Below are 26,692 nucleotides of genomic sequence, written 5' to 3'. Positions count from 1 at the left end.
AAATTTTGATATGTTAAATTTGAGATGAAATTTTAAAATTTTGATATTTTTTCGATTTTTTCAACGACTTTTTTGATAATCCAATCAGGCGTGCTAGCCCCAGCCGAAATCCCGCATAAATTTTTGTTTTTAAACCAAATTTGCTCGATTTCGTCTTCGTTTTCGATCAAATAACTATCCTTGCAAAAGCTTTGCGAAATCAAAAAAAGCTGCTTTGTATTTGATGAATTTTTGCCACCCACGATTATCATAATATCGGCTTTTTTGGCTAGCTCGGCGGCTGCTTCTTGGTTTTCTAGCGTTGCGTTGCAAATTGTGTTAAAAATACGCACCTCGCGCGATTTTTGCATTAAATAATCCACGATTTTGACAAAATTTTCGATTTTTTTCGTAGTTTGCGAAACTACCGCAACCTTTGAATTTAGCTTAATCTCGTCCAATTCGCTTGGCTCTAAAACCACAAAAACTCTGCCCTTAGCATAGGATTTCACCCCTTTTACCTCTGGGTGGTTGCTATCGCCAAAAATCACGATATCATACCCCTCATCGCTCATTTTTTCGACGATTTGCTGTGGTTTGGTCACAAAGGGGCAGGTCGCGTCGATGAGCTCTTTATTTTGCTCTCTTAGGCGCGTCAAATCCTCTTTTTGGATACCATGAGTGCGGATTATAAGCTTTTTTTCATCGCTTACTTCGCTGGCATCTTTTAGGGTTTTAACGCCAAAATTTTGCCTTAATCTATTTATCTCTTCTGCGTTATGAATTAATTCGCCAATAGTCGAGGCTTCGCCTGCGTTTTCTGCGATTTTAATCGCTCTTTTTACCCCGAAGCAAAAGCCGTAGCTTTTGGCCATTTCAATCCTCAACGCTAGCTCCGATTTGTTTTAAAATTTCGCTGAAATTTGGAAAAGATGTCGCGATACATTTGGCATCTTCTATCATCATACCGCATTTAAGCCCCAAAATAGCGAAGCTCATCGCAATTCTGTGATCGCCATGAGGCGTGATGATTGCTGGGCTCATTTCTCCACCGCCCATGATTTCAAAGCCATCTTCTAGCTCGCTAGCCGCCACGCCACACGCCTTTAATCCCTCGACCATGACAGCTATGCGGTCGCACTCTTTGACGCGAAGTTCTTTTGCGTTTTTTAGGGTGCTTTTGCCCTGCGCGCAGGCAAACGCCACGGCTAGGGCTGGGGCTTCATCTATCATCCACGGGATATTTTCGCTAACATCTACGGCGTGAAGCGGGGCGTAAGAAATTTCGATATCGCCGATTTCTTCGTAAATTTCATCGGTTTTTTTATAGCTGATTTTCGCGCCCATTTTCTTTAAAATTTCATAAGCTTCTATGCGAGTTTTATTTAAAAGCATATTTTTTAGCACGATATGCGAGCCCGGGATTATCGAGGCTGCCACAGCGTAATAAAACGCCGAGCTTGGGTCATTTGGCACGAAAATTTCAAGCGGTTTAAGTGGCGCGCGTAGTGGCTCTACACGCAGTTCAAGGCCGTTTGTGCTGATGTCCGCTCCCATAGCTTTTAGCATTTTTTCGCTGTGATCGCGGCTTAGCTCAGGTTCGCTAAATTTGCAACCATTGCTATTAAGAGCGGCTAAAATCATAGCGGTTTTGACCTGAGCAGATGAAATTTTGCTATCAAATTCGAAATATTCAAGCCTATTTCCCTCGATTGCAATCGGAGCTTTGTTCGCATTATCACGACCATAAATTTTCGCCCCTACTTTGCTTAGGGGACCCCCTATTCTGCGCATTGGGCGCTCGTTTAGGTATTTATCGCCACTTAGGACGAAAAATCCCTTAACCGAGCTTAAAAGCCCCATAAAAAGGCGAATCGTAGTGCCTGAGTTCCCGCACTCCAATGGCATATTTGGCTCTTTTATCGCGCCTTTTGGCGTGATTTCGATTTCGGCACCCACTCGCTTCACCTCTGCGCCCAGAGCCTCTACGATTTTTAGCGTATTTAGCGTATCCTCGGCTAGCAAAAAATTTGAAATTTTGCTTGTCCTATCCGATAAAAGCGCGAAAATTGCGCTTCTGTGAGAGATCGATTTATCCGAGCCGATATTTGAAATTTCGGCATTTAATGGCGATTTTTGAGCGAAAATTCTCATCGTAATTCTAATCCTAAATTTTGATTTAATGCTTGTAAAATTTTATCCATAAAGCCCGCTACTTCGTCATCTTCTAGGGTTTTATTATCGTCTTGGAAACTAAATTTAATTGTCAAACTCGCGCTATCTTTTAGGCTTTCGTCTCTGTATAAATCAGTCGGCAAAAATTCCTTCAAAGTGTCGATTTTAAGGGAGCTTATAACCTCTTTAATCTTTTCAAATCTAAGGTCATTTGGCACCAAAATGCTTAAATCGCGCGAAATACTAGGGAATTTCGAATAAGCATTTGCCATGATTCTTTCAAATTTTAGCTTTTCAAAATCAATCTCGCATAAATAAGTTTTTTCTAAATCGCGACTTTTTTCCACATCGCCATCTACGCGTCCTATAAAGCCCACAATTTCACCATTTTGCTCGATTAGGGCTTGTTCAAATTCGCTTAAAAAGCCGATTTTTTGCTCTGAAATTTTCACGCTAAATTTACCAATCACGCTTTGAATTAATCCCGCAAAGTATAGAAAATCCACAGCCGCAGGTTTCGCGCCGTTTGCGATAGAGCTTTCGTTTTTTAGTCCGCTTGCAACAAATCCTAGTTTTTGCGATTGCACGCCCTCAGCGTCAAAAACCGTGCCAAGTTCGAAAAGTTTGACGCTTTTTTTCGAATTTTTCAAATTTCGCTCAGCAGAGGCCAAAAGATGATTTATTAGAGTTGGGCGAAGCGCGTCTAACTCGCTATTGATCGGGTTTAAAATCTCTTTTTTGCACGGCGCAAATCCAAGAGAGGCTAAAATTTTGCTATCGTCAAAGACATAATGCACACACTCGAAAAATCCCAAAGCAGCCGCTTTTTTGCGCACTTTGCGTGAATTTTGCAAATTTATATAAGTTTCGTTTATGCGTGTTTTTTCCTCGAATTTCATCGGTGCTGAGGCGATATTATCAATGCCTACGATTCGCACGATTTCCTCGCAAATATCGTGTGCATTTAGCACATCGTGCCTAAAATGCGGAACTTTGGCATTGATAAAATCAGCCTCTATGCTGATATCAAATCCTAGTTTTTTTAGAATTTTTACGATTTGATCGCGCGAAATATCTGCGCCAATCATTTTATTAATCTCTTTGTCGCTAAATCTAATCGTTACAGGCTCATACGCGCTCGAAATTCTCTGCGCGCCAGCATACGGCAAAATCGAAGGATTTTCGCCCAAAATGCGAAATAAAAGATCTGTGCCCACGCCTAGGCTTGGCTCGCTACCACGAGATGAGCGATAAACCTGCTCGTCGCCTTTTAGGCTTTTGTTTTCGTTTATGGCTTTTGCGATGACAAGGGGTTTGGTGTAGTTTGCCTCGATGATTGCGATTTTTGTGTTATCGCAGGCTTTGAAATTTTCATCTTGGCAAATTCCAGCGATACTTAGCAGTTTTTCACCGCAATACACGCCAAATTCGCCGTTTTGTAGCTGTTTAATATCAAGTGAAATTTTTTCGCTCCCACCAGCGATTTTTTCGAAATCATACGCCCTTAGCAAAACTCCCGTCGCGTGCGTAACATAGGCTAAGTAGTTTTGCACAGCGCAAGAGCCTAGCAAATCGGCATTTGCAAGGCGCAAAATGTGTTTAAAAGAAAGACCGAAATTTTTCTTTGCTTCAAAGGCGCGAAACGAAAATCTCGCGTTGCTTTCGGCGTTTGTATGGACATTTAGAATTCTGCCGATTCCTGGGGCATTTTCAGGGTCTTTGAACTCGACTTTTTCTTTCAACGCTAAATTTAACCCAGCACTTAGATCTCGCGCGATACCTAAAATACTAAGGCAATCGCCCCTGTTTGCGGTTAGCTCGATCTCGATTATATCGTCGTTAAAAATTTCATACTCATTTAACGCCTTGCCAGGGATTAGCTCGCCGATACTTTCGTCTAAAATCATAATCCCGTCAAAGGTCTTAGGAAGCCCGAGCTCGGTAGATGAGCAAATCATACCAAAGCTCTCTTCGCCACGAAGTTTGGCTGGTTTGATCTCCAATCCGCCAGGAAGCTTCGCTCCCACGAGTGCTACTGCTACGAACTGCCCTGCATCGACATTTTTGGCTCCGCACACGATTTGGAGCGTTTTTTCGCCGACATCGACTTCACAGACATTTAAATGGTCTGAATTTTCGTGGCGTCTTTTGCTTTTGACTAGCCCCACGACGACCAAATTTGGGATATTCATGCGAGTGTGCGCATCGACTTCTAAACCAATCGAATTTAGCGTAAGGGCTAAATTTTCTGATGAGACTTCGCTTAAATCAATCCAATCTTGTAACCAATTTTTCGTTATTATCATTTAAATTGCTCCAATAATCTAATATCGCCTTCAAAAAGTGAGCGCAAATCAGGAATCCTATGAAGTAGCATAGCAAATCTCTCGACCCCAAGCCCAAAGGCATATCCGCTCACATCGCTCCATTTTACCGCTTTAAACACATTTGGATCTACCACGCCACTTCCTAGCACTTCTAGCCAGCCAGTTTGTTTGCACACACGACAGCCCGATCCCCCACAAAAAATACAGCTAATATCAACCTCTGTGCTAGGCTCGGTAAATGGGAAAAAGCTAGGGCGAAATCGCACTTTGACATCGCCAAACATATAATGCAAAAAATCCTCTAAAATGTATTTTAAATTTGCAAAGCTCACATTTGCGCCCTTTTCGACGACTAAACCCTCTACTTGGTGAAACATCGGCGTATGTGTCAAATCCATATCACGTCTAAATACCGCACCTGGGGCTATCATACGCACTGGCGGAGTTTTGAATTTCTCCATTGTGCGGATTTGCACGCCGCTAGTGTGTGTGCGCAAAAGCTCGCCCGAATTTAGATAAAATGTATCTTGCATATCGCGTGCTGGGTGGTATTTCGGTAAATTTAGCGCTTCGAAATTGTGGAAATCATCTTCGATTAGCGGACCAGATTCTACGCTGAAATTTTGCGATACAAAATAATCGATTATCTTATCCATAGTCTCCATTACAGGGTGAAGTGCCCCGCTAGCGACATTTTCGTTAAATAGCGTAACATCGATCGCCTCTTTTTTCATCGCCTCTTTTTGCGCGATTGCCTCCAAGGCTGATTTTTTCGCGCCAATTAGCTCGGAAAAAATATCTCGCTTTTGGTTTGCCTCTTTTGCAAATTCCTTTTTTTGCTCGGCAGGGACGGACTTTAACTGAGCGAAAAGCTCGGTGATAACGCCCTTTTTGCCAAATAATTCAAGGCGGATTTTTTCGATTTCATCTAAGCTAGTGGCTGCTTCGATTTTGGCTTTGATTTCTTGCAAAATTTATCCTTTTTGTAAAAAAATGAATTTTGCGATTGTAGTTAAAAATTGATAAAAACAAGGTAAAAATTCATAAATTTGAAATTTTTAGCTATAATTCGCCTTGATTTTTTAACCCAAAAAGGATTTATTATGAATATTTTTGAAAGAATTGTTTCAGGCGAAATTCCATGCAACAAAGTCCTAGAAAACGACGATTTTCTGGCATTTCACGACATTAGCCCAAGGGCACCAATCCACATTTTGGCAATTCCGAAAAAATGCTATGAAAACTTCCAAGTAACCCCGCCAGAGGTCATGGTGGGTCTTAGCAGTTTTATCAAGGAAGTCGCTGTGAAAATGGGGCTAGATAAGACAGGTTATCGCCTAGTGTGCAACTGCGGCGAAAACAGCGGCCAAGAGGTCATGCACTTGCACTTTCATATCCTTGGTGGAACGAAACTTCCATGGGATAACACAAACGGCGCGAATACGCACGATAAATTCTAAAACTCACAAATTTCACAAGTCGCCAAATTTGGCGACTTTTCTGCTTTTTTTAAATTTTTTAAATTTTGCTTTTTGATAATTTTGGTTAATTTTTAATAGTGAATTTTAAAGTGTAAAATTTAAAAAAGTCGCCGAATTTGGCGACTTTTATTGAGGTTTGCAAAGATTATTTTGCAAGCATTGCATCAAGCATCCAAAGGCGTTTTTCGTATCCGCCAAGTTTGTCTTGTGCGAAATTTGATGTTACGATATCGCCTGCTTCATCTGCGATTTCGGCTAGTTTTTTGAACTCTTTTAGCAAATATTCATAGGCTTTTTTCACATTTTTTAGCACCTCTTCTGCGCTATAATCGTCTTTTAGATCGATTGGAGCAGAGGCTAGTTTGATTAGCTCTTCGGCTTTGATTACTGGTTTGCCACCGATTTGCAATGCTCTTTCAGCTGCGTCATCGAAAAGCACGCCAAACTCATCGTAAGCTTCCTCTGTGTAAGAGTGGATTGGCGCAAATTGTAGGCCTTTGATATTCCAGTGATATGCGTGAAATGCGACAAATAGTGCGTGTGCATCTGCTTGGATTTGGTTTAGTTGTTTTGTTACTTTTGACATTTTCATGTCTCCTTTCTTAATTTAAATTCGGCGGTATTATAAACGATAAATTTAAATAAAAAGTATCTAATTAATAAATTTTATTATTTAGAACTCTCAAATTTACAAAATTTACATATAATTAAGGCTTTATATCAAAATTTAAAGAGCGAAAATGGTAAAAGTTTTTTTGATCGAAGATGACGCTGAGTTTGCTGGATTGATAGCCGAATTTTTGGGTTCGCGAGGCATTAGCGTAGAGGCGTGCGAGGATCCGTTTTTGGCGATTAGCACGGATTTGGCGCAGTTTGATTTGGTTTTATTGGACCTGGGGCTTCCCGGCATGGACGGACTGGAAGTTTGCAAAGAAATCCGCAAAAAAAGCAAAATCCCGGTTATCGTTTCGAGCGCGCGCGCCTCGACCGTCGATAAGGTAAGCGCCCTGCAAATCGGGGCTGATGATTACCTGCCCAAACCATACGACCCAGACGAGCTATACGCGCGCATAATCTCGCTTTTGCGCAGGGCAAATGATTTTAAAGAAGAGAGCGAAAATTTAGCGTTTAGCGTGGATAAAAATCTAGGCGATGTGCTATTTAACGGCATAAATTTAGGGCTTACGCTGGCTGAGTTTGAAGTGCTTGGCGAGCTAGTTCGCAACTTCCCAGCCGCTGTGAGCAAGGAGCAAATTTTGCGCGCCTCGCCCTCGATTGTATCGGCAAATGAGAAAAATTTGGAGATGATAATCAGCAAAATTCGAGCCAAAATCAAACCTCACAGCGAGGCAAATCACATAATCTCGCTTCGTGGCAGAGGGTATCGCCTTGCCAAATAGCGAGCAAAATTTGGCGCAAAATTCGGCGCAGACAGATACGCAAAAGGGTGCAAAAATTTCGGCGCAGTATTCAGCGCAACCTAGTCTGCAAAACAGCGCACAAAAGTCCATTTTCAGGCGCATTTTGATACTTTTTTTGGTAGCGTTTTTGGGGGTAGTTTTTTTGTGGTTTGGCGTGCATAGCTGGAAGGATTATCGCTACAAAGAGACTTTGCGCCTAAATTTACGGCTAAATTTGCAAAGTTTCCAAGAAGAGCTTTTAAACGCTAGCTTGCCAAGCGATGAAATTTTGGCGCAAAACGGCTTTGTTTTAGCCGAAAATTTCGGCACCAAAAACGCCAAAATCATCGAGAGTTTCGGCGATAAAAATAGCGGCTATCAGATCGTAAAATCAGGGCGCGAGGAGCTGTTTTTCATATACACGCCGATTAATTATATGGTTTTGCGCGCCTTGGATAATGACCGAGATTTCGCGGTTTTTGACATTTTTTTCTGCGTTTTGCTAGGCATTTTGGCACTACTTTTTTTCTTTTTAAATAAGGCTTTGGCGCCACTAAATTTGCTTTATTCAAATTTGCTAAATTTAAAAAACGGCGAGTTTAAAATTTTGGAAATCAAAAGCGATTATAAAGAAATTTCTCGTATCCAAAACGCCTATAATAGCGCGATTTTGCGCATAAAACAGCTTCTTGGCACCAGAGAAATGTTTAACAAAATATTCATGCACGAGATGAAAACTCCCCTTGCCAAGGGCGCATTTTACCTAAAAAACGCTCCCAGCCCGCAAAATCAGGGCAATTTGGCTAGGCTTTTTGCGCAGATAAATGAGCAGTTAGAAAATTTCAGGCTTCTTGAAAGTCTGGTTAGCTCCGAGACGGTAGAGTGCGAGCAAATGGGCTTTGGCGAGGTTTTTGAGCGCACACGCGAAAAGCTAAATTTGCGCGAAAATGATAAAATTTGCATTGATTTAGAGCGCAATTTTAAAATTTATGGAAGCGCCGAGCTGTGGGAGATTTGCCTGAAAAATTTAATCGAAAACGCCCTGAATTACTCGCCAAATCACGAGATTAAAATTTACGCCACGCATGGCGCGATAGTTTTCGAAAACAGCGGCGAGCCCCTAGCCAAAGATATTTCTAGCGCGAACGGCGAGCTGGAACTAAACTGGAAATTGGATAAAAGCGTGCGCCATAAAAGTTCGAGCGGGTATGGATTTGGGCTATTTATCATACAAAAAACAGCGATTTTAAACGGCTACGAAATCGCCTATTCGCACGAAAATGGTGTAAATTTTATAAAATTTATAAAAAGTGAAACAGAATTTGCGTAAATTTGTTAAAAAATTTTTTAAATTTATCGCTATATTGATGGTGATATATTTTTTACCGATAGTTTTGTTATTTTTTAGAGAACCTTTCATTATAAAAGCGATGAAAGATGATTTGATAAATTATGAGTTGTATTACCTAAAAAGTCATTATAACGCTAAACTTAAAGCACTAGATAAAAGCGATGATGAGATAGAAAAGCTAACAAAGGAGTATGATAAGATTTTAGAGAAACAAAGAGATAAATTTTATAAAACTTGTAAAAAGTATGTTAGCTATACGCTTTCGCATTTTGATTCTGTATATTTTTATGTTACTTGTAAATTTGATGATGAAACCAAAAAATTATATTCGGATTTGCAAAAAGTTATTAAAATCAATGATGAATATCGTTTAATTACTAAAAAAGGGGCTCATATAATGTTTTCTAATATGCCTGCAATGTATTCTTATGAAGTGCAACAAAAACATTTAAATCACGATGAAGAAATATCATATATGGAAGTTAGCAAAGATATGCTTTCAAAATCCGTTCAAATACCTGATTATTTTGAGGCAAATGATATTAAGCCAAGAATATTTGTTTATGATGAAAAACAAGAAATTTACTTTAAAATCAAATAAAGGAAACGAATTGCAAACTGCGAATTTAAAATTTTAGTAGTTAGGTGTCGGCTCGCAATGACAGCAAATTTAGCGCAAGGAATTTTATGCTCGTAGATTGCCACGAAACGGCTTGCGCCGTTTCTCGCAATGACAATAGCGAGCATATCGGCGCAGTATTTCAAAACTCCAAATTTATCGTAAATTTCTGCCAAAGTTAGCTTCGGTTAGCAACGCGTGGGTTTTGGGGTTAGTTTGCGCGCGTATAATCACGCCAACTTTAAAGTAAAGGAGAAAAAATGAAAAAGTTAGTTCTATCATTAGCGTGCGCTGTTTTGGCAACTGGGGCTTTCGCACAAGATCCGCAAGGCGGACAAACTCCGCTTCCATGCGCAAACGCCCAGCATAAATGCGCTCCAAATTTAATGCCAAAAATGGGCGGATTTAAGGGCGGTTTCCACGAGGATTTCAAAGGTGGTGCAATGCCGTGCGCTGGCGATATGAAAAACTGCCAAGCAAAGGGAGCGAAATTTGGCCAAGGTATGAAAAAATTCCACAAAATGGGGCACAATGACCGCTACACAGGCGCGATTATGCGCGAGCTTCCACGCCTTGATCTAAGCGATGAGCAATGGGCGAAGGTGCGCAGAATAATGTTTGAGGCAAACGAAGCGCGAATCGCCAAAAAATCAGAGCCACGCGAGAATTTGCTAGAAGATATCGCTAATTTTGACAAAGCCAAATTTATCGAAAATAATAGCAAAAAATTTACCGAGCAAATCACCGCCGAGGCTGGTGTTATCGAGGCTTTGCTTGGTGTGCTAAACGCAGAGCAAAAGTCAAATTTGGCTAAAAATTTAAAAGAGCGTAAGGAAAATAAAGAAGCGCAAAAAGAGCTTAAAAAAGATAAAAAATAAGCTTTCCTAAAATAATTTCATACTCCCCTAACCCTGCGAATTTTCGCGGGGTTTTTTAAATTTAGCGCGCGAAAAGCGCAAAATTTCGCAAAATTTAATCTCACTCACGCAAACCCAAAATTTCGTAAATTTTAAATTTAGCCCTCGCAAAAAATATTTCGCTTCGTATTTTAAGTAACAAAAGGGTAGAATTACAAAATTTAGAATTTTTAAGGAGAAGAAATGGGAAAATTTGTGAATAATGTCGATGAATTTTTCAAATTTTGCGAAGAAAACGAAGTTAAATTTGTCGATTTCCGCTTTACGGATATGAAGGGATTTTGGCACTCTATCAGCTACAATATCAAAATCGTCGAACCAGATCAGTTCAAAAACGGTATCCCAATGGACGCTAGCTCGATGGACGGCTGGCAGCCAATCGATCGAAGCGATATGCTAATGATGCCAGATGTGGAGACTGCATTTTTAGATCCATTTACCGCAGACCCTACGGCTGTGGTTTTTAGCGATATTTTCGATATTTACAAGGGCGAACTTTACGAAAAATGCCCTCGCTCAATCGCCAAAAAGGCTATGAAATACCTAAAAGATAGCGGGCTTGGCGATGAGGCGTATTTCGGGGCTGAAAATGAATTTTTCATCTTCGATAATGTCAAAATCGTTGATAGCACAAACTGCGCTATGTATGAGATAGACACCGAAGAGGGCGAGTGGAACGACGATACGAACTTCTCATCAGGATACAATAGCGGCCACCGCCCACGCAAAAAAGGCGGATATTTGATGACTCAGCCAATCGATACAGCCACTGATTTAAGGGCTGAGATGATGCAGGTTTTGGAGCAAGTGGGCTTAGATGTCATGCTAGGACACCACGAAGTAGCCCAAGGCCAAAACGAAATCGGCGTGAAATTTGGCAATCTAGTCGAAATGGCTGACAATGTGCAAAAACTCAAATATGTCATCAAAATGGTAGCCCAACTAAATGGCAAAACCGCGACTTTCATGCCAAAACCGCTTTATGGCGACAACGGAAATGGCATGCATGTGCATCAATCAGTCTGGAAAAACGGCAAAAACCTATTTTACGGCGAGGGAAATTACGCGAATTTAAGCGATTTCGCTAGATGGTATATCGGTGGCGTGTTAGCTCACGCAAGAAGCGTCGCAGCCTTTACAAACGCTAGCACGAACAGCTACAAACGCCTAATTCCGGGCTTTGAGGCTCCGTCGATTTTAACATATTCTAGCCAAAACCGCTCAGCCTCTGTGCGAATTCCTTATGGTGCAGGCGAAAAGAGCGTGCGGGCTGAATTTCGCTTCCCAGATAGCACCTCAAATCCATATTTAGCCTTCGCTGCAATGCTTATGGCAGGACTTGATGGCGTGAAAAACAAAATCGAACCAGCAGGACCAATGGACGAAAATTTATTTAAACTCACCCTTGATGAGATTCGCGAGCGCGGTATCGAGCAGTTCCCGCACACGCTTCGTGGCTCGCTAGAAGCGCTGATCCGCGATAGAGCGTATCTCAAAGATATTATGAGCGACGATTTTATCCAAGCCTATCAACACATGAAATTTAAAACCCAAGTTTGGCCATACGAAGCACGCCCTACTCCGTATGAGTTTAAGATGAATTTTTCGTGCTAAGGGCGCGTGGGCGAAAGTGATTTCGCCCAAATTTCAAAATTTTGAAACTCAAACTCTTTTATAACAAAAAAGAATTTTGCCTATTTTCGCTTTTTATCATTTTGATTTTTGCGCTAAATTTGGCGTTTAAATACCACGAATTTTGCGAATTTAAATCAAATTCTCGCATATTTTTACAAAGCCAAATTCTAAATTCCTACGACAAAACAAACGCCAAAGGCCGCACATACACCGTGCTAAAACTAAAATCAGGGAATTTTACGATTTATACCACGACCAAAACCGGGCGCGAATTCCCACGATTCGCGCGCGTGAGTGTGGGTATCATCACGCAAAATTTGAGTTTTTTGGATTTTGTGAAGGCTAGATTTTACGCGCCAAATTTTAAAATTTCAGCCCCATTTTACGAAAACTCGCCCAAAACCAAAGCCATAAATTTTATTCGTTCTCAGCACGAAAATCAACTCATAGCCGATCTTTACAGCGCACTGTATTTCGCCACGCCTATGCCTTATGATTTGCGCCAAAACATCACGCACTGGGGGATCGCGCATATTGTCTCGATTAGCGGATTTCATTTAGGCATTATTTTTTCGTCGTTTTTCCTAATCTTTGCGCCGATTTATCGCATTTTGCAAAGGCGATTTTTCCCGTGGCGAAATCTCAAATTTGACCTTAGCGTCACGGCGATTTTGCTGATGATTGGCTATCTTTTTGTGCTGGATTTCACGCCTAGTTTTTTGCGCTCACTGGCGATGTGCGTGGTGGGATTTTTCCTTTTGTGGCGCAATTTCGAGCTTTTAAATTTCGCCAATCTCTTCCTTAGCATTGCGCTTTTACTAGCCGTTTTTCCGCATCTTGCATTTAGCGTGGGGTTTTATTTTTCCTCCCTTGGCGTGCTTTATATTTTTTTGTATTCGAACCATTTTTGGGGCAAATTTGGCACTCTCGCAAATTTGGCGCTTTTTAATCTTTATGTCTGGTTTGCGATGAATATCGCGGTGTATTTTTTCTTTCCGCTGGCTTCATTTCAGCAACTTAGCGTGATTGTCATCGGATATATTTTTGTGATTTTTTACCCTCTTAGCGTGGTTTTGCACCTGTGCGGATTGGGCGGGGTTTTTGATGAGGCTTTGATTAGTTTTTTAAATTTCACGCTTCCAAGCTTTAAAGCGCAAATTCCACTTCCACTTTTTGTGCTTGCAAATTTATGCGCTCTTAGTGCTATCCGCTTTAAAACCTGCGCCTTGATATGCCCTATTTTAGGAATTTTGCCGATATTTTTCATAACTTAAATTTTAAAAATTTATTTTGAAATTTAAGCAAAATATACACCGCATCGCTGTATAATAAAAAGTTAAATTTTCATTTCATTTTAAGGGGTAAATTATGTTAAAGATTCCTTATGGCAATACCTTTATCGACTTTGACGAGGGGGACGCAAATGTTTTGCGCTCTAAAATCGACGAGCTTAAAGCCGAGGGTAGCGGCCTAGAAATCGTAAAAAAAGCTATGGCGAACCCAATCGATAGCCCGCGATTGTGCGAGCTTGCCAAAGGCAAGAAAAACTGCGTCATCATCATCTCAGACCACACCCGCCCAGTGCCAAGCAAGGATATTTTGCCAAATATGTTTGCCGAGCTAAAAGAGGGAAATCCCGATATCGAAATCACGCTTTTGGTTTCCACTGGATTTCACCGCCCTACCACAGAGGCCGAGCTTCGCGCCAAACTAGGCGATGAAATTTATGAAAGCTCAAAAATCGTGGTGCATGATTGCTTCGATCCAGACTCAAACACACAAATCGGCATTTTGCCATCGGGTGCGCCCCTCGTCATCGACAAAGTAGCCGTAGAGACCGAGCTTTTGGTATCAGAGGGCTTCATCGAACCGCACTTTTTCGCTGGATTTAGCGGCGGCAGAAAGAGCGTTTTGCCTGGTGTTTGCGACAAAGTAACCGTGTTAGGAAATCACTGCTCGAAATTCATAGATAGCGAATTTGCCCGCACTGGCGTGCTAGATGGCAACCCATTACACACAGATATGCTAGCAGCGGCGAAATTTGCCAAACTCGCCTACATCGTAAATGTCGTAATCGACGAAGATAAAAAAACAGTCGCAGCGTTTGCGGGAAATTATGTCACAGCGCACAGAGCGGGTTGCGACTTTTTGCTAAGTTACGCCAAAGTCGAGCCAAAAATGGCAGACATCGTCATCACATCAAACGGCGGCGCACCACTTGATCAAAATTTATACCAATGTGTCAAATCAATGACCGCAGCTGAGGCTACCTGCAACCCTGGTGGCGTCATCATCGAGTGCTCATACTGCGCCGACGGACACGGTGGCGAGGGATTTTATCGCTCGCTGAAAGATTGCGAAAGCGCACAAGCCTTTTACGATCAATGTATGGCAACCCCGCAAGAAAAAACAATCCCAGATCAATGGGAGAGCCAAATTCTCGCGCGCGTTTTGATCAAACACACAGTCATCATGGTAACACGCCCTGAGATTAAAACCATGGTCGAAGATATGAAAATGAAATATGCCACTAGCCTTGAAGAAGCCCTAGAAATGGCGCATGCGCTAGGCAAAAAGAGCCTAACTGTGATTCCAAACGGAATTTCCGTAATCGTAAAAAAATAACTTCTACTCGGGGGCTTCGCGCCCCCTGATTTTTGCTTTTTTAAAATTTAATCTCTAAAATTTATCAAATTTGTCAAAATTTGTCATTGCGAGGCGACTTGTCGCCGTCGTGGCAATCTACGAGTTAAAATTACCAAAATGCGATTTCCGTGTCATTGCGAGCCGTGCTTGCACGGCGAAGCAATCCAGGGAAATTTAAATTCAAAATTCTACCTAAATTTAGCATTGAACGATTTTTAAAATTTTAAGCAAAATTTTGCTTTTCTCGTAAGGGGGAAGGGGGCTTGAATTGCGAGGTCGCGCCCCTTCCCCCTTACAATCCCCCAACCCCCGACGACGCTTTACAAGGTGGCTAAATTTTAAAAAGCAACGCTTTTTAAAATTTAGCTGGTTTTATTTTTCATTACGGCTTCGCCGTGCTAGATTGCAACGCCTCGTTAAAACAGCTCCTCGCAATGACAAATCAAACAAATTTTACGCTCAATAGCACATTATACACACGCCCGAATTCTCGGCGCAGTATTCCCCAGCCCTGCCACAAAACAACCAAAATTTCAAAATTTAGCGAAATTTTAAGCGTTATATTAGTTTTATTCGATATAATGCGATTTCTTATTACTTGGACAGGTGGGTGAGCTGGCCGAAACCACACCCCTGCTAAGGGTGCAGCTTCTAACCGGGGCTCGAGGGTTCGAATCCCTCCCTGTCCGCCACCAATCAAAATCCCAAGATCTACCCTTTCATTACCAATTTTCTGTATAATAGGCAAATTTTATGAAAGGTGAAATCATGAAAAATATCAAACAAATCTCACACCCTCTAATCGAGCACAAACTCTCAATCCTGCGAGACAAAAAGACAGATCCGTTTCAGTTTAGAATGCTAATCGACGAGATTAGCTACCTAATGCTTTTTGAGGCAAGCAACGATTTGCGCCTAAAAGACGCGCCGATTACGACGCCTGTGGCGAAAATGACAGCAAAAAGATTAGACGAAAAGATTATGATCTGCCCTATTTTGCGCGCTGCGCTTGGTATGCTGGATGCTGTCTTTAAGCTAATTCCAGATGCGAGCGTAGGGTTTTTGGGCTTTCAGCGAAATGAAGAGAGTTTGCAGGCTGAGTTTTTCTACGCAAAACTCCCGGCCGACTACAAAGAGCGCACCGCAATCATCATAGATCCGATGTTTGCCACAGGTGGCACGGCGATTGACGCGGTGAAATTCCTCAAAGAAAAGGGCGTGAAAAAGATCAAATTTATCTCTATCATCGCAGCACCCGAGGGCTTACAAAAATTCAGCGAAATCTACCCAGATGTGCCTGTATATACCGCCGCGATCGACGAGAAGCTAAACGAAAACGGCTACATCGTCCCTGGTCTAGGAGACGCTGGCGATAGGGTGTTTAATACGATGAAATAGGCGAATTTGGGCATTTTATGACGCTTAAATTTGATTTATGGCGCGCTGGTTTGGTGCTGGCGCGCCAAAATTTTAAAATTTGCATAAATTTGGCGGGTTGTTTGCGATACTGCGCCGAAATTTAAAAATTCAGGCAGTTACTCGGACTTGCGTGTGTGCTAAATAAAAATGTGCCGTTTTGTAAGTAATAATCATATTTTGCCGACATGCCGACTTTTCGCAATAACCGCACATTTGGATTAGTGCAGTAAGAATTTAGCATTATTTGCTGATATTCGTTTTTTAGCGCTGAAATTTCGCTATTGCTTAGATAATTCACATTAATCATAACATTGTAAATGTAAGTATTGCTAGCGCAAAACGCCCTTGTTATCGCAGTGTATTCATCTAAAACCATAGGCATTCTAGCATTTAATTTATTTACCTCGTTTATAGTATATTTTCTGTCACAAATGTTTGTAGAATTTGCAAAATTCGGGCAATCTTTTGGATTTATAGTGATAGAGTGAATTAAATTTCCATTTTTGTTGTAAGTGTTATTTTTGATATAAAGCCCTATGTCAGCAAGCATTTCAAGGGCATAATTAGAGCATATACTATTTTTCGCGTATCTGTCAAATTCATCTTTTTCTCTTTGTGATGGAATTTGGTTTGTATTTATATGACCATTTAATATCATTGTGTTATTTTGACACTCGCTTTTGCTAAACCAAAAATCTCTTGTCCTTGCGTTTAAATTTATGCTATCTAGCCTGTCAATCCACTCTCTCATATACTGCTCATCGCAAGTATCTCGCCCGAAAGCAAAGCCAAAAAATAAATTTGTAAATAAAATAGCGAATATAAATTTTTTCATTTTTAGTCCTTTATTACCCTTCCAATTCTTCTTGCGTTATTTCTACTGCTTCTGGGGAATATTTGGTTTTAAAGGCATAAATTTTAGGCGTTTTAGATGAGTATTTTTGAGTGTTTTTTAAAACTTCATATATAAATTTAGCTACTTTTATAGCGTGTCTGTCAAAGCTGATATTTGTTTCATCTAATTCATCGTAAATTAAATTTTCTTGGCAAATTCCCCTACCTAAGGTTATACTTTCTATTTGTATAGGAAAATAATGCTTTTCTTCTTTGTTAAGCTCTTCAAAACTTTTATTATTAAAAATTGCTCTATGCTCTCTCTCATATCCCCAGCAAATATTTTTTGTGCTCATAACTTCTTTTAAATCTTTGATTTGTATATTTTTTATATCGATTGCAGGGAAATAATCTCTATACTGAACAGGCACAACCAATCCCCTGTTTTCATTTGAGATTGTGAAATCTATCCTTGCGCCAAGAGAGCCATTGGCATAGTTTGCCCACATTAAATAATCTTTCTCGTATTTACAATATCTTGAAAACGAAGTTAAATAAAATTTGTCTTTTATACAGCGCATCATTTGAATTTGCTCAAAAATTTTCATTTTTTGATCAGCACTTATATTGCAATCGTGAAAAAATGCATATCTAAATTCGTCAATATCGTTCATCTGTGCAAAATTTGAAGCATAAAGAGCTGATTTTTCTAAAATTTCCTTAAAACGACTATTTAGTTTTTGCTCCCAAAAAGAATTACTATCGTAGCCTTTGATATACTCTAATCCCCTAAATTTCGAATATTTTGGCATTATTTTTTCCTTAATATCCAATTGTGTTTAAATATCTATAATCATCACAGCCTTTTTGAAAGCCCAAATCACATGCCTTGCCAAAATATTCCTTTGCTTGATATATATTATAATTTTGGCAACGCCTTTCTATTATGCTAGTTCCAAATTGCCAACATGCAAAAGCATTTCTAGCATTACATGCCTTTAAATTTAGCGAATTTGCTCTACAAAAATCTTGCCTGACACCCTTGCCTAATAGATACATATTTCCAAGATATCCACATTGCTTTGAATCTAAATTACAAGCTTTATCATAAAATTTAACTGCTAGACTAATATTCTGTCTAATCCCAAATCCATATTCATATTGCACACCAAGATTCCCGCATCCATTGCCAATATTTGCCTTGCAAGCCATTTCGAAGTATTGGTTTGCTTTTAAAAAATCGCCTTGCTCTTGATATATATATCCTAACACAGAACAATCACCACGCCGACACATTTGTTGTGCTATTTCTAAATCGTTGCCAAATAAGGCATTGTAAATTAAAATTAAAAAAGCAATTTTTTTCATAATCTATTCTTTATCCCATAGCTTTTTGCAATTCTTTCAAATTCTAAGCCAAAAAGCTGTGGGTATTTTTTGTTAAATGCGACAATACAATCATCGATATATTTTTTACACTCTATTATAAATTTCATAACGCCTGTGCTGTTGTTTTGGTTCATTTTATCGGCGTATAAAGTATTGTATGGATTTTCAACGCCATATAAAATTTGATATTTTTCAAGTAATTTAATAAATTCCGAATTTTCTCTATCTTTTAAATCCAAAATTAGCAAATTTAGCACGACATTATCAAGCGATGATTTTAAAATATTTTTAAATTCGCTAGTTTGTTCTTTTTTGTCTAGCATTTTTAAAGCTTTAAAAATTAAATCTGAAATATCCTTAAATTTTGGCTTACAAATCCAGTTATCGCCACTTTTCTCTACTAGCCATTGATTATTTTCTTTAAAATTTTTAATGGCAAATTTTATGTCATTTACTAAATTTCTAAATTTCTCATCGTTATTTTTGTTTTTCATTTCTATAAATGAAATCAAGCCAATTATAACACTCGGTAAGCTTCCTAATAAACCAAATATATTTCCATTTGTATAGATTATAATAATAATGGCTACTAAAACAAAGATTATAGTTAAAATTAAAAATCCATTTTCTTTCAATTTTTTCTCTTTTTTTAAATTTTGAGATATTCTACCCAATTTTCCCTAAATTTATTCAATTTGAAGTCTATAAATATTCAATACGAATAAAAAAATATTTAAAATTCAAAGAAGTTATTCATTTTGAATATTTAGGACGAAAATGGAAATTTACGAAAAAATCGCCGAAATCGCAAAAGAAAAAAATATCAGCAAAAAAGAGCTTGTCAGGCGGATTTTATCGCTCGAACCGCATCTCAACTCCACAGGCGAAATCCCTAGCGAACCCACGCTTTATAATTACCTCAACGGCAATCGTGAGCTAAAAGTCGAGCTAATCCCATTTATCGCTCAGGCGCTGGGCATTTTCGAACAGGAGCTTTTCATCTGCAACGAAAACGACAGGGCAAGATTTTACAACCATTTAGCCAAAACCTACGCCACGCTCGACCCCGAATTTAGCGAGCTTCTGCCTTATGCTTCACCGATTTTGCTAAAACACATAAAGCTACTTTTGCGTGAAAGCAAAGCCCAAACCCAAAATTTAATGCAATAACTCAAAACCCGCAAAACCCGTAAATTTAAAACCAAATTTCCATCCCAAACTAATCAAATTTTTTCAATCAACTCTAATCAAATTTCGCTACAATTCGCCCCGAAAAAAGCAGGTCTGCTTAACTTATCCAAAAGGCAATTTAATGCCAAAATCAACCATACTTTTTATCATTTCAGGTGCCCTTCTAGGCCTTGGCGGAGCCGTGCTCGTGCATTATGGCAACCCCGCGAATATGGGCGTTTGCGCCGCATGTTTCTTGCGCGATACAGCTGGTGCGCTCGGCTTTCACAGAGCGGCCGTGGTGCAATACATACGCCCAGAAATCATCGGCCTTATCATCGGCGGTTTTATCGCCTCGCTAATTAGCGGCGAGTATCGCACACTCTCGGCCTCATCGCCATTTACGAGATTTATCTTAGGGATTTTTGCGATGATTGGCTGCTTGGTGTTTTTGGGCTGTCCGTGGAGAGCGTTTTTGCGCCTAGGTGGTGGCGATATGAGCGCAATCGCTGGCGTGGTAGGGCTATTTGCCGGGGTGGCTTGTGGCAGGTTTTTTAAGGCTAGCGGATACGAGACGGAGCGCGAAAACGAGCTTTCAAAACCGCTTGGCGCAATGCCACTTATCATCGGAATTTTGCTTTTGCTAGCACTCATTAGCGGTGTGAAATTTGGCGAAAACGGCGCGATTTTTAGCTCGACTTCTGGTCCTGGCTCACAACATGCGCCGATTTTTATCTCCCTAATCGTAGCCGTTATCATCGGCGCGGCTATGCAAAGAAGCAAATTTTGCTCCGTTGGCGCACTTTCACGCACTTTTAACGGCGATTTTTCTATGTTTTGGGGCATAGTGGCGGTGATCGCGAGTGCCTCTATCGCAAATTTGGCGTTTGGGCAGTATAAATTCGGCTTCGAAGCTCAACCAATCGCGCATAACGAATTTATCTGGAATTTCGCTGGCATGGCTTTGGCGGGGCTGTGTTTTTCGCTGTGCGAAGGCTGTCCTGGCAAACACCTAGTCCAGGCTGGAAGCGGAAACCTAAACTCTGCGATTTTCGTCGCTGGCATGGCGTGTGGCGGGGCTATCGCGCATAATTTCTCGCTAGCTAGCTCGGCTAAGGGGATTAGCGAATTCGCGCCGTATGCGGTGGCACTTGGCTTTGCGTTTTGTGCGTATTTTGGGATTTTTAGTAGGCAAAAAGCCTAAATTTGAAATTTGGCGCGACCTAACACTCGCGCCAAATTTTTAAGAAGTTAAAATTTTAATCAATGCGAATTTCGCGGTGATTACATAGTTAAAAATTGGTTGTATAAATCGTCTAACAAAAAGTAGTGTTTAGGGACATTTCCGTTATAAAATGGCCCGATAGTCTCATCGTATTTTTTATCGAAATACCCTGCTTGTGAGAGCTCGAAAATCTTTTGATCAACCAATTGTAGCATATCTTTGTTGCCCTTTTGGGTGACGACGCAGTCGAAAAATGTCTCGCCGATTTTTGGGATTGATACTTCGAAATTTAGATCTAGCACTGGCACAGAGGCGACTGAGACGATATTGTGCATATACGCGTCAGCCTCGCCACGATTTACCTTTTCGTAGCAGTCTTTGTTGTTTTGGCATGGCACTGGGGTGATATTAGGGTTTTTGCGCACCCAGACATCAGAGTTGCTCTCGCCGATGACGGCTACTCTTTTGCCCTCTAAATCCTCGATTGATTTGATACCGGCCGATCTTTTTGAAACGGTCGAGAGATTGATAGAAAAATACGGCACCGAAAAATCAGCCACTTGGGCGCGTTTTTCGTTTCTAGTATATGCTGCGATTAGCAAATCGACTTTGTTGTCTTTGACATAGTCTAAGCGCTCTTTTTGAGGCACGCCTACGAACTCTATCCTGCCCTCATCACCTAAAATAGCCTTTGCAATCTCTTTTGCGAAGTCAATCTCAAAGCCCACAAATGAGCCATCACTTTGCAACACGCTAAATGGTGCCATGTGCTCGCTCACGCCGATTCTTAAAACCTTGCTAGATTTGATTTGATCTAGCGTGTTTGCGTTGGCTACGCCCATACCTAGGCAAGCCACACCAGCCAATGAACAAAGAAGTTTTTTCATGATTTCCCCTTTTAAAAATACGGCACATTATACCCCCCCCCCCTTAATTTTGCTTAAATTTGAATAAAATTTGAATAAAAATTTAGTATTTTTGTATAAATTATCAGATTGGGATATTTTTGATAAATTTGGATAAAATTTGTAGAATTTTAAAAAGGGGCGTAAATTTAAAATTTACGCCCAAGCAAGGGATTTTGGATCGATTTTTTCTGCGCCAAAATACTTGCCATACACATCGTTGTAGATAATTCCCAAGCACTCTTTAAATCTCGGATCCTCTTCTGCGCTAATCGCGTCTAAAACAGCTGTTTTGACGCTAGCAGGGTTTTTAGGCTCACCGCTTGTGCGAAGCGCGTCCATAAATTTGTCATAAAGCTCGTCAGCATGGACATAACTCATCAAAAATTTTGCCTTTTGGTAAGCTGATTTTTCGAAAGCCATATCGCCCACTAACGAAGGTTTATCTGCGAAAATAAAATTCTCACTTTTTTCAAATTTCTGCTCTTTTAGCTTTTGATCTACTAGCCCAAGCGCGCTAGCTAGCCCGTATAAAATGCCAGCTGGGTGCGGAGGACAGCCGGGGATAAAGACATCGACTGGAATTATATTTTGCGCACCGCCCCACACGGCGTAGCTATCATAAAAAATACCGCCACTTGAACCGCACGCGCCCAAGGCTACGACGATTTTTGGCTCAGGAATCGCCTCATACGCACGCAAAAGCGGATAATACATCTGTCTCGTAACAGGTCCAGTTACGAGCAAAATATCGGCGTGGCGCGGGTTTGCGACGAGCTTGAAGCCAAATCTCTCTGGATCCCATTGTGGAGCAAGAGTGGCAAAAATCTCGATTTCGCAACCATTACAGCTACCGCAATCGACACGAAAAACGCTGAAACTTCGCCTAATTTGTTTTAAAAATTTTAATTTATCATCGCCGCTCATCACACAATCCTTTGATAATCATTTTCTCGCATTTTCGCTGCTGTGTTTTCGCGTTTGCAAGCAGGACAAATTTGCGTATATTCTCTGGCTAGCTTTTTGCGATCATCGCTCATATTTGAAGCCGTGATTCTACTAAGCGCGGTTTGGACAAAACGCTTCGAAGTAAAGGCCTTGCCACACTGCGAGCAGTTATGCGCCTCCATAGTGCCACACACATACAAATCAGCTCGATTGAAATTCACGCCTAGTTCAAATTTAGAGCTAAGTTTAATAGCCTTTGTAGGGCAGACCTCCTCGCAACGACCACAAAAAATGCACCTGCCAGTATCGTATCGCCACACTACTGACTTTTCATCTTCGATTTTGACGCTGATTGCGTTTGGCGGGCAAGCCACGCCACAAGACGCGCAACCAATGCACAAAGCATAGGTGTATTCTGGGCGGCCTCTGAAATTTTCGCTCATTTCATACGGCGCTAACGGATAAGGCTTTGTAACAACTCCCTTTTTTTTCACTAAATCAAAAATTTTCATCTAATTTCCTTTTTGGCAAATCGCTTTAAGCTCTTTTCCGGCTAAAATTTTGCTTTTTCCGCTTTTTATATCGACTACGGTTAGCCTTTCGGTGCATGAATAGCACGGATCTAGGCTACATACGATAAGCGCGGCATCAGCGACGGTGTAGCCACGAAGCTGATGAGCTAGGGCTGGCCAGTTACTAAATGTAGGAGCCTTGACACGCCATCTATATACTTTTTGGCTTCCGCTTTGCATTATCCAGTGTATATCCTCACCGCGTGGAGCCTCGATATAACCGATTGCGTAGCTGTTTGGCTTGACCCTATAATCGCTACTTACGATGATATCGCCACCTGGCATTATATCAATACACTGCCTAATCACACTAATCGCGTCTTTTGTGTCGTGGTAGCGCACCTTGACCCTGCCATAGACATCGCAACTAGTTTCGGTATTGATATTAAATTTGAGTTTTTTCGTAAATTCATCAGGGTAATCGTAGCGAACATCTCGCTTAAATCCACTAGCCCTGATTGTAGGTCCTACTGAGCCATAATCCCTGCCAACTTGCGGATCTAAAACGCCAATTCCCTTCCAGCGAGACATTTGTCTTTCATCATTTATGATGACTTCCCAGACATCTTCGAATTCTTGCTCGATTTTAGAGAGCAAATTTAAAATCTCTTTTATCTCTTTGGCTCTGATATCTCGTCTCATACCGCCTACGGTTACCGTGCCATAAGTTTTCCTGCCACCTGTTAAAATTTGGGCCAAATCGAGTGTGTATTCACGCACTCTAAATACATGCATAAATGCAGTGTAGTTTCCTGTAACCTCGCACGCTAAACCGATATTTAAGAGGTTTGAGTGAAGTCTTTCGACCTCTGCGCTCATTATACGAAGCGCTTGCGCGCGTTCAGGGATTTCTAGCCCCATAGCGTTTTCTGTGGCTCTTGCCATAGCGATAGAGTGCGCAAAACCGCAAATTCCGCAAACTCTCTCGGCTAAAAATGCCATTTGAGTGTAGTTCATACGATTTTCGGCTAGTTTTTCCATGCCTCTATGCTCATAATACAGCCTATAATCCGCATCTACAATCGTATCGCCGTCACAATAAAGCCTAAAATGCCCCGGTTCATCAGCCGTGATATGAAGCGGTCCAAGCGGGACAGCTTGGGTATTTACTCCCTTTGGCTTTTTAAATTCATAATCAGGCTCTACGCTTAGCGGATCTGGACGAAATTTATAATTCATCTCATCTTTTCTAAGCGGATATAAATCTAACGGCCAATCATCACTCATAGCAAGTCTTCTTGGATCTATTAGCCCTTCCGCTCTAAGCCCAAAGAGATCAAAAGCTTCTCTTTCATACCAAACAGCAGCCTTAACGAGCGGTGTAACTGAGGGATAAACAGGATCATCAGCCGGAATTAGAGTTTTAACGGTTATAAAGCATTTCTCTTCTAATTCATCATCTTGGCTAAATTTAGAACCCTCCATAGAAAGCACATAATAAAGCGCAAAATGTTTATTGATAGACCTTTCATCATTTGCTACCATCGTCACTAACCAACCGCCGATACCATAATATAGCTTATTTACCACAGCAGGCAGGTCGTTTCTATCGACCAAAATCGTTATTTGTTTATCGGTTTGTCTAGTGGTTTCAAGTATGTTAAATTCGCTTTCGATTTGACTAATGTATAAATCACCTATCATCTTAAATCCTTTATTAAATTCACGCTCAAATCAAGCAAATTCCAGAAAAACTCAAATTTCCAAAGTCCGAAAGCAATAACAAAAAAGCCTAAAAATATAAGCGGTAAATTTTCGAACACACTCATCTCTTTATCGTATTTTAGCTCGCTTTGGTTTTTGCCAAATGAAGCTAAGAAAAAGTGTGAAAAGTCTGCTATGAAAATAACTGCTAATGCAATCGCAAAAATAATCGCTACGACATATCGCTCTGTCAAAATTGCTTGTGTAAAAGTCATAAATTCGCTTACAAAAATCGCAAAAGCTGGAACTCCAACAAGTGAGCAAATCGAAATTCCAAAAAACACGCAAGTAAGCGGTGCAGTGTAGGCTAGACCGCCCATTTTGTGCATATTGTTTGTTTGGTAAATTCTCCAAGTATTTCCTGTGGTAAGGAAAGCTAGGGCTTTTGTAAGGCTGTGAGCTAGGCAGTGAAAAAGTGCTGCCGCTACGCCGATTTTTCCGCCAACTCCCAAAGCAAATGCGATAACGCCCATATGAACTACGCTGTGATAAGCAAGCATGCGTTTTACATCGTGTTGAGTTACCAAGAAATACCCAGCCACATAAAGTGTAATCACACCACTTACAAGCATAGTATCCATTACAAATTCCATGCCGACTGAATTTGCAGCGATAAAATAGTATCTAATGAGAGCTAGCATTGCCACTTTTAGCACGATACCACTAAGCACGGCAGAAGTCGGAGATGGACCTTGCGCGTGAGCATCAGGAAGCCAAGTATGAGTTGGAACAAGACCTGCTTTTGTGCCAAATCCCACAAGAGCTAAGATAAAAATAACCTTCATCGTAAGCGGATCGATTTTTTTATCAATCAAATCCGTAAATAAAATCCCGCCACTTGAATAAAGCAAAATAGTAGCCAGCATAGCAAACGCTAGACCAAGAGAGCAGACCATTACATATTTATAACCGGCTTCTACGATTTGTTTTTTCTTGTTATAAACAACCATAAAAACGCTACTTAGCGTTGTCGCTTCGACAGCCGCCCACATGATAGCAATATCATTTGCCACGGCAGAAAGTATCATAGCAAATGTCGTGATATAGGCTAAAACTAGCATTTTTTTGATTTTTTTAGGGCTTTCATCTCTCCAACCAAGATAAGTAGGAAAATATAGCGTTACCAAAGTCCCTGTAATGCCGATGATTGTCAAATAAATTCCACCCAAGCTATCTAAAAACAGCATTTTATTTAGTGCGAAAAGTGGCGAATATCCTATAAGCGAAATAGCTTTAAAAATAACCGCACAAATAATTAGCGCAAAGACCAAATTCGCGACTTTTATCTTGTTATCAGGCACGAAATAAATCAACGCCGCAAATATTAACGGCAAAATAAGCAATAAACATATTATCATACTCAACCCTTTAACTCGCTGGCTAAATTCGTATTTTGACTACCAAAGACCTCTTTGTATCTAACCGCCAAAATAGCCATAATCGCGATTCCAAATACAGCGTCGCTTAAAATTCCAAGCTCGACTAGCGAACTAGCATTACAAGCGTTTGTGGCTAAATTTAGATGAACCGCGTTTTCTATCAAACAATAAGCCAAAATTTGTTTTAAAAACGACCTTCTTAAAATAAATCCGCAAACCCCAATCCAAAATGTAAAAATCGCAGCGCAAATGACACATTCATTTTGGATAATTGCAAATTTCATAAAGATTGGCGTCAAAAGATAAGCTAGCCCAATCGAAAAAGCAAAAGCTATCACAGGCGATAAGAAAAAGCCAGTGTATGGGTCGTTTTCGTGCTTTTCATCGATTCTAATAAGGGTAAAGAAAAGTATCGCAGGCACCAAAATCACCTTGGTAATGACCGCGATTATCGCCCACGAATACAGCTCGCCAGCTCCAAATTTGGCTGCCATGATAAAAAATAGCGTCACCAAACAAAGGGTATTTAACGCATAAAGAGAAATTGAAATTTTATAATCCCTAAACGAAAATACCGCCAAAGAAATCATCATCAAAAGTATTGCAAACACTTCCAT

Annotated in this window: 26 protein-coding genes and 1 tRNA gene; 12 read left to right on the top strand and 15 right to left on the bottom strand. The window is 40.6% G+C overall.

The window, feature by feature from the left end; translation table 11 throughout:
• Positions 1 to 32 precede the first annotated feature (32 nt).
• The 4 genes from OFO10_RS02240 to pheS are packed head-to-tail and all read right to left on the bottom strand — an operon-like array spanning position 33 to position 5,452.
• Positions 33 to 866: a 4-hydroxy-3-methylbut-2-enyl diphosphate reductase gene (locus OFO10_RS02240; protein ID WP_270865917.1), complete on the bottom strand. Its 834-nt coding sequence runs from the start codon at positions 864 to 866 to the stop codon at positions 33 to 35.
• Complete coding sequence (gene aroA / locus OFO10_RS02235) at positions 856 to 2,133, bottom strand: 3-phosphoshikimate 1-carboxyvinyltransferase (RefSeq protein WP_270865916.1); 1,278 nt, start codon at positions 2,131 to 2,133, stop codon at positions 856 to 858. Before aroA ends, OFO10_RS02240 begins: the two co-directional genes overlap by 11 nt.
• Entirely contained in the window at positions 2,130 to 4,460 is a 2,331-nt protein-coding gene (gene pheT / locus OFO10_RS02230) for a phenylalanine--tRNA ligase subunit beta (protein ID WP_270865915.1), read from the bottom strand. The genes aroA and pheT overlap by 4 nt, the downstream gene beginning before the upstream one ends.
• The gene (gene pheS, locus OFO10_RS02225; RefSeq protein ID WP_270865571.1) at positions 4,457 to 5,452 is read right to left on the bottom strand and encodes a phenylalanine--tRNA ligase subunit alpha; all 996 of its coding nucleotides are present in this window, start codon (positions 5,450 to 5,452) and stop codon (positions 4,457 to 4,459) included. Before pheS ends, pheT begins: the two co-directional genes overlap by 4 nt.
• Positions 5,453 to 5,584: 132 nt before the next feature.
• On the opposite strand from pheS, the gene OFO10_RS02220 reads away from it, so the two are divergent.
• The gene (locus OFO10_RS02220; RefSeq protein WP_270865914.1) at positions 5,585 to 5,941 is read left to right on the top strand and encodes a histidine triad nucleotide-binding protein; all 357 of its coding nucleotides are present in this window, start codon (positions 5,585 to 5,587) and stop codon (positions 5,939 to 5,941) included.
• Positions 5,942 to 6,107: 166 nt separating this feature from the next.
• Here OFO10_RS02220 and OFO10_RS02215 read toward each other — a convergent pair whose 3' ends face one another.
• The gene (locus OFO10_RS02215; RefSeq protein WP_270858336.1) at positions 6,108 to 6,548 is read right to left on the bottom strand and encodes a Dps family protein; all 441 of its coding nucleotides are present in this window, start codon (positions 6,546 to 6,548) and stop codon (positions 6,108 to 6,110) included.
• A 154-nt stretch (positions 6,549 to 6,702) separates the two neighbouring features.
• Between OFO10_RS02215 and OFO10_RS02210 the strand changes: the two genes are divergently transcribed.
• The 9 genes from OFO10_RS02210 to upp all read left to right on the top strand — a co-directional run bounded on the left by OFO10_RS02210 (position 6,703) and on the right by upp (position 15,928).
• The gene (locus OFO10_RS02210) at positions 6,703 to 7,362 is read left to right on the top strand and encodes a response regulator transcription factor (RefSeq protein ID WP_270865572.1); all 660 of its coding nucleotides are present in this window, start codon (positions 6,703 to 6,705) and stop codon (positions 7,360 to 7,362) included.
• The gene (locus tag OFO10_RS02205; RefSeq protein WP_270865913.1) at positions 7,334 to 8,692 is read left to right on the top strand and encodes a hypothetical protein; all 1,359 of its coding nucleotides are present in this window, start codon (positions 7,334 to 7,336) and stop codon (positions 8,690 to 8,692) included. The genes OFO10_RS02210 and OFO10_RS02205 overlap by 29 nt, the downstream gene beginning before the upstream one ends.
• Positions 8,693 to 8,792: 100 nt before the next feature.
• Positions 8,793 to 9,314, top strand: a complete 522-nt coding sequence (locus tag OFO10_RS02200; RefSeq protein ID WP_270865912.1) for a hypothetical protein — start codon at positions 8,793 to 8,795, stop codon at positions 9,312 to 9,314.
• A 278-nt stretch (positions 9,315 to 9,592) separates the two neighbouring features.
• Complete coding sequence (locus OFO10_RS02195; RefSeq protein WP_270865911.1) at positions 9,593 to 10,210, top strand: hypothetical protein; 618 nt, start codon at positions 9,593 to 9,595, stop codon at positions 10,208 to 10,210.
• Positions 10,211 to 10,432: 222 nt separating this feature from the next.
• Positions 10,433 to 11,863, top strand: a complete 1,431-nt coding sequence (gene glnA, locus OFO10_RS02190) for a type I glutamate--ammonia ligase (RefSeq protein WP_270865910.1) — start codon at positions 10,433 to 10,435, stop codon at positions 11,861 to 11,863.
• A gap of 41 nt (positions 11,864 to 11,904) precedes the next feature.
• Positions 11,905 to 13,158, top strand: a complete 1,254-nt coding sequence (locus OFO10_RS02185) for a ComEC/Rec2 family competence protein (RefSeq protein WP_270865909.1) — start codon at positions 11,905 to 11,907, stop codon at positions 13,156 to 13,158.
• A gap of 94 nt (positions 13,159 to 13,252) precedes the next feature.
• Positions 13,253 to 14,509, top strand: coding sequence for a nickel-dependent lactate racemase (gene larA, locus OFO10_RS02180; RefSeq protein ID WP_270865908.1), 1,257 nt, complete (start codon positions 13,253 to 13,255; stop codon positions 14,507 to 14,509).
• A gap of 621 nt (positions 14,510 to 15,130) precedes the next feature.
• A tRNA-Ser gene (locus OFO10_RS02175) sits at positions 15,131 to 15,222 on the top strand.
• A gap of 76 nt (positions 15,223 to 15,298) precedes the next feature.
• Entirely contained in the window at positions 15,299 to 15,928 is a 630-nt protein-coding gene (gene upp / locus OFO10_RS02170; protein ID WP_270865956.1) for a uracil phosphoribosyltransferase, read from the top strand.
• A 121-nt stretch (positions 15,929 to 16,049) separates the two neighbouring features.
• Here the strand turns inward: upp and OFO10_RS02165 are convergent, their stop codons facing one another.
• From OFO10_RS02165 to OFO10_RS02150, 4 genes are read right to left on the bottom strand one after another with little or no spacing between them, the layout of a single operon-like run.
• A complete protein-coding gene (locus OFO10_RS02165; protein ID WP_270865907.1) occupies positions 16,050 to 16,784 on the bottom strand; it encodes a hypothetical protein in 735 nt (244 codons plus the stop codon).
• Between the two features lie 13 nt (positions 16,785 to 16,797).
• Positions 16,798 to 17,595, bottom strand: a complete 798-nt coding sequence (locus OFO10_RS02160) for a hypothetical protein (RefSeq protein ID WP_270865906.1) — start codon at positions 17,593 to 17,595, stop codon at positions 16,798 to 16,800.
• A gap of 10 nt (positions 17,596 to 17,605) precedes the next feature.
• The gene (locus OFO10_RS02155) at positions 17,606 to 18,151 is read right to left on the bottom strand and encodes a tetratricopeptide repeat protein (protein WP_270865905.1); all 546 of its coding nucleotides are present in this window, start codon (positions 18,149 to 18,151) and stop codon (positions 17,606 to 17,608) included.
• On the bottom strand, positions 18,148 to 18,807 hold the full coding sequence (locus tag OFO10_RS02150; protein WP_270865904.1) for a hypothetical protein: 660 nt from the start codon (positions 18,805 to 18,807) through the stop codon (positions 18,148 to 18,150). Before OFO10_RS02150 ends, OFO10_RS02155 begins: the two co-directional genes overlap by 4 nt.
• A 142-nt stretch (positions 18,808 to 18,949) precedes the next feature.
• On the opposite strand from OFO10_RS02150, the gene OFO10_RS02145 reads away from it, so the two are divergent.
• Together OFO10_RS02145 and yedE are read left to right on the top strand one after the other, a co-directional pair.
• Complete coding sequence (locus tag OFO10_RS02145) at positions 18,950 to 19,342, top strand: helix-turn-helix domain-containing protein (RefSeq protein ID WP_270865903.1); 393 nt, start codon at positions 18,950 to 18,952, stop codon at positions 19,340 to 19,342.
• A 142-nt stretch (positions 19,343 to 19,484) separates the two neighbouring features.
• Complete coding sequence (gene yedE / locus OFO10_RS02140; protein ID WP_270865902.1) at positions 19,485 to 20,546, top strand: YedE family putative selenium transporter; 1,062 nt, start codon at positions 19,485 to 19,487, stop codon at positions 20,544 to 20,546.
• A gap of 80 nt (positions 20,547 to 20,626) precedes the next feature.
• On the opposite strand, the gene OFO10_RS02135 is transcribed toward yedE, so the two are convergent.
• The 6 genes from OFO10_RS02135 to hyfE all read right to left on the bottom strand — a co-directional run bounded on the left by OFO10_RS02135 (position 20,627) and on the right by hyfE (position 26,692).
• Positions 20,627 to 21,454, bottom strand: a complete 828-nt coding sequence (locus OFO10_RS02135; protein ID WP_270865901.1) for a transporter substrate-binding domain-containing protein — start codon at positions 21,452 to 21,454, stop codon at positions 20,627 to 20,629.
• Between the two features lie 174 nt (positions 21,455 to 21,628).
• Positions 21,629 to 22,399: an NADH-quinone oxidoreductase subunit B family protein gene (locus OFO10_RS02130; RefSeq protein ID WP_270865900.1), complete on the bottom strand. Its 771-nt coding sequence runs from the start codon at positions 22,397 to 22,399 to the stop codon at positions 21,629 to 21,631.
• Positions 22,399 to 22,932, bottom strand: coding sequence for a 4Fe-4S dicluster domain-containing protein (locus OFO10_RS02125; RefSeq protein WP_270865899.1), 534 nt, complete (start codon positions 22,930 to 22,932; stop codon positions 22,399 to 22,401). The genes OFO10_RS02130 and OFO10_RS02125 overlap by 1 nt, the downstream gene beginning before the upstream one ends.
• Complete coding sequence (locus OFO10_RS02120; protein ID WP_270865898.1) at positions 22,933 to 24,636, bottom strand: NADH-quinone oxidoreductase subunit C; 1,704 nt, start codon at positions 24,634 to 24,636, stop codon at positions 22,933 to 22,935.
• Positions 24,633 to 26,054 (bottom strand): proton-conducting transporter transmembrane domain-containing protein, encoded by a 1,422-nt coding sequence (locus OFO10_RS02115; RefSeq protein WP_270865897.1) that lies wholly within the window; start codon positions 26,052 to 26,054, stop codon positions 24,633 to 24,635. The genes OFO10_RS02120 and OFO10_RS02115 overlap by 4 nt, the downstream gene beginning before the upstream one ends.
• Positions 26,055 to 26,056: 2 nt before the next feature.
• The gene (gene hyfE / locus OFO10_RS02110) at positions 26,057 to 26,692 is read right to left on the bottom strand and encodes a hydrogenase 4 membrane subunit (protein WP_270865896.1); all 636 of its coding nucleotides are present in this window, start codon (positions 26,690 to 26,692) and stop codon (positions 26,057 to 26,059) included.

Origin of the sequence: Campylobacter sp. VBCF_06 NA8 (assembly GCF_027737825.1) — a bacterium.
Taxonomy (GTDB): Bacteria; Campylobacterota; Campylobacteria; order Campylobacterales; family Campylobacteraceae; genus Campylobacter_B.
This window is presented reverse-complemented; position numbering and strand designations above follow the sequence as displayed.